This window comes from bacterium (assembly GCA_030247525.1).
GTDB lineage: Bacteria > Electryoneota > JAOADG01 > JAOADG01 > JAOADG01 > JAOTSC01.
In genome coordinates, this window is the sequence record JAOTSC010000230.1 from 1 (window position 1) to 4,233 (window position 4,233).

The following is a 4,233-nucleotide window of genomic DNA, read 5'->3' on the forward strand; positions in this document are numbered from 1 at the left end:
AAAATTAGTTGGTGCTGTACCGATGCGGAAATTGCGGCTTACCGACAAAGGGAAAGCGTGGGCAGGCATCACGATTCGTGACCCCGAACTATTGGAAATAACCGAACGAATGATCGAAGCATTGCGCTGGCAAGGTCCTTGTGAACTTGAGTTTATGCGACATGAACAAACCGGTCAATATTTCCTTATCGAGATCAATCCCCGTTTCCCGTCATGGTGCTATTTGACCACCGGTTCGGGACAGAATTTACCCTATGCGGTGATGCAGCTTGCATTAGGTAATGATCCCGGTGTTCTTCCCGATTATCGAAGCGGAGTCACATTTGCTCGACATGCCGTCGATATTATTTGTGACTTAAAGGCGTTGGAAGGTTTGACTGTTCGCGGCGAAGTACTGTACCGCACCGAACGCGATGGGAAGGAGAATTTGTAACATGACATCCAGTACCGATACTGCCAAACACCGGAAAGAACTTTGGGAACACCCGACGATTGTTCGTCATGTGGTTGGATTGACCAACAAATTCGGACGCAGTCCGGCGACATTACCGTATGGCTCGATTGATGGTGTTCCAGTCAGTCAGATGGTAAAAGAATACGGTTCACCCCTCTATGTTATATCGGAATCGACGCTACGCCGAAAATACCGGATGTTCATGCAAGCGTTCGGACCGCGTTATCCACGGGTGCAGTTGGCATACAGCTACAAAACGAACTACCTCGATGCAATTTGTATGACCCTTCACAGTGAAGGCGCTTGGGCGGAAGTTGTCAGCGGTACCGAATATGAAATGGCAATCCGGAACGGAATTCCCGGACCACAGATCGTATTCAATGGACCACAAAAGAAGCGGTCAGAACTTCGACATGCAGCGGAGAATAATTCGATCATCAACATCGACAGTTTCGATGAATTCTATCTGATGGAAGAAGTTGCAGCCGAAATGGGACGCAAAGTCGAAGTAGGAATTCGTATCGCTTTGATGTTGAACTATCCTCCGTGGTCGCGGTTCGGTTTTTCTTACGAAGCAGGTGAGGCATACTCAGTTGCCAAGAAGATAATTGAAAGTCCGAATCTCGAATTAGCTGGATTGCATTGTCACATTGGCACTTACATCGACGATGTGAATATGTACACCGCACAGGCGTCCAAAATTGTCGAGTTTGCCACCATTCTTCGTAACGAGTTTGGTATCAAGTTGAAGTACTGGGATTTAGGGGGCGGTTTCGCTTCAAAAAACACTTTACACACTGCATGGTTACCCGGCGAACAGACCTGTCCTGATTTCCACATGTATGCCGAAGCGATTTGTCCAATTCTCTTGAATGGACCGTATCAGGGTGATGAATTGCCGTTGTTGATGTTCGAGCATGGTCGTGCGATGGTCGATGAAGCGATGCATTTGGTTGTAACAATTATCAGTCAGCGCCGCTTAAATGGTGATAAAAAGGGAATAGTGATTGATGCCGGGATCAATCTTTTGTCGAATGTGTATTGGTACAAATACGATACCAGAATGGCAAGAGAAGCAGGTTCGACCTCGGAAGGAACCACGATTTTAGGAAATCTATGTATGAACATCGACGTCTTGTCAAACGATACGATTTTACCGTCGATGCGATCGGGTGACCAACTTGTCGTAAGAAACATTGGAGCGTACAACTTCACCCAATCGACCCAGTTTATCCACACTCGCCCGCCGGTGATATTAATAGATGAGCAGGGGCAAACTCATATCGTCCGACGTGGCGAGTCTGTGGAGTATTGGAAACAATTGGATCAATTACCCGACCACCTCAAGCGAAGTTAGCGCAATTCGCAAATGTTACAACTAACTAAAGACATCCTAACGGCGTATGGAGCAGTATTGTTCAGCGGCAGGAAACGCACCGGTGTGTTGTTTTTTGCCGCGACTATGCTCCAACCACATCACGGACTCTTTGGTTTACTCGGAGCATTGACTGCTCACTTTCTCGCTCAAGCGTTTTTTGTCGATCGCAGCTATATCAAATCAGGAATATTCGGTGCAGCTGGACTGCTAACTGGTCTCGCCTTGTCGTTGTATCTCGAACCGACTTACACCCTCTTTCTTTTAGTACCATTGAGTGCTGCCTTTGCTACCATTATCTGTGCCACCTTGGTCTCTTGGTTAGGATGGACATTCGGTTTACCGGTTACTGCCCTACCTTTCGTATTAGCAACTTGGCTTGGATTGTTAACATCCCGTTTGGCTCTTGGCTCAGCGTCGGTTATCGAACGGACATCGGTTGAAAGCTTTCTTCCCATATTAGCGAACGTCAATATCTGGTTAGCAAACAACCTACCGGGAGTTGTAAAAGACTTTTTACAGGTGATCGGTGCTACATCCTTACAGACCAGCATCCCGGCTGGAATTCTGATTTTGGTCGGGGTATTACTTGGCACTCGAGTGACTGCTTTTGCAATGATTATCGGAGCAGCCGTCGGATTAGTGTTTATTCGATTACTAACAGGAAACCAACTAAGCCCTCACGAAACAGCATTATCTGCTTTCAATTGCGTCTTTACCGCGGGAGCGCTGGGAGGTGTTTTTGTTTTACCAAACCGCAACGGAATTCTCTTTGCACTGTTTGGAGTGATTCTTGTTGCAGTGTTATCGGTAGCGACGATGACACACCTACAAGTAATTCAGTTACCGCCGTTAGCATTTCCATTTGCGATCGGGCTTCTCTTACTGCTTTGGCCGATTCGATCTGGATTGTTTCGTGGGGTTTACATTTATCCGTTAGCGAGTGTTGGTACTGCGGAAGCGAACTTACGCCAGTATTGGCGCTGGTTGCGTCGAATTGGGCAACCGTTCACCCAATTTCGGATGCCGCATTATGGCAGTTGGGCGATCACCCAAGGGATTGACAGCCAACCTACCCACAACGGTATTGGAAAATTCAGTTACGATTTCATGTTGTTGGATGAGGTGGGAAAGTCAGCAAATTATCCCGGATTATCCTTAACCGATTACTATGGCTATGGTCTACCGGTACTTGCTCCGGCTGCTGGTACTATCGCTGCAGTCTTGAGTAATGTGAGCGATAATGCTCCACAAAATGTAAATACCGAAATTCCTTATGGAAATTATGTCTCGATCTATCATGCTCCGGGTGAATATTCTTTGTTGGCTCATTTGCAACCGAATAGTGTAAAGGTCGTTGTTGGACAACCGGTTACTGCTGGACAAGAAATCGCCCGGGTTGGTAATTCGGGTCGCTCTCCCGAACCACACTTGCACATTAATCTGCAAACCGATTGGTATCCCGGCGCTCAATCAATTCCCGCATTTTGGAGTGGTCTGCTTGCCAAGCGTCAAAAAGATTACGTCTATCTCGCAAAGGGCAATCCACAACAAGGCGATTTGGTTAGTGATTTCTTCTCGACGAATACAATAAAGTTGGAAGATTATTTCCCGTGGCATGTCATCGGAGCGGAATGGCAATATCAGGTGAAGCGGGGTGCAACCCATCGTCATGAGTCGTTTAAGAGTAAAGCAGGTCTTTACGGCCGTATCCTGTTGGACGACAACGAACAGGTTTTGTCAGCATTCCGAACGTCAGGCCATTGGCAACTCGATGCACTTGATGAAACCGATAGCAATTTCATTGGGGCTGGTAAACGTGGAATCTTGGCGATGTTAGCGCCGGGATTGACTTGTCTGCCGTTGTTCTATGGCGTCAAGTACACGTGGGAAATCGATGTCCATGGATATCTCTTGGCAAATCCCCTGCGGAGAGTTTTGGAGTTGCCGGGGAGTGGCACAGCGAAGGGAGAAGGGTATCGCTTCCAAACCGCCGCCGATGGTTCTCGATTGCTATGTGTAACCGTCTCAGTGACTACTGCAGCTGGACACACTTTCCGTTATGAGCTAACTTTCCGACAGTATGTCGGATTAGTTGAAGCGAAAATGTACCGAGGGAAGAATTGTGTTTTGGATGCTTCACTCTTACGCTATGATTCACGTTTGTTCTCATGGACTAACCCTGATTCAGCGAATCACTAATAACTTCTCGAATAACAAGAATCTATCTCACAATTGGTAGCCGCGGGCTTTAGCCCGCGTTTCATCAGTTTGTGTAGCCTGTACGCGGGCTAAAGCCCGCGGCTACCAGCTTGAAGTATGAATAGCAAGATAGCCTCAAGTAGTTTTCCCATAAGCACCTACAAGGAGAGTATAGCATACGCACCTTGTATTCGTGAGTGAA

3 protein-coding genes are annotated in these 4,233 nt (G+C 47.2%); all 3 read left to right on the forward strand.

Going from position 1 to position 4,233, the window contains the following annotated elements; genetic code table 11:
* Window positions 1-433, forward strand: a 433-nt coding sequence (locus tag OEM52_14275; protein ID MDK9701302.1) for an ATP-grasp domain-containing protein, incomplete at its 5' end; no start/stop codon positions are given.
* Between the two features lies 1 nt (window position 434).
* Window positions 435-1,811, forward strand: coding sequence for an alanine racemase (locus OEM52_14280; GenBank protein MDK9701303.1), 1,377 nt, complete (start codon window positions 435-437; stop codon window positions 1,809-1,811).
* 12 nt (window positions 1,812-1,823) lie between these two features.
* Window positions 1,824-4,031 (forward strand): urea transporter, encoded by a 2,208-nt coding sequence (locus OEM52_14285; GenBank protein ID MDK9701304.1) that lies wholly within the window; start codon window positions 1,824-1,826, stop codon window positions 4,029-4,031.
* Window positions 4,032-4,233: the final 202 nt, after the last annotated feature.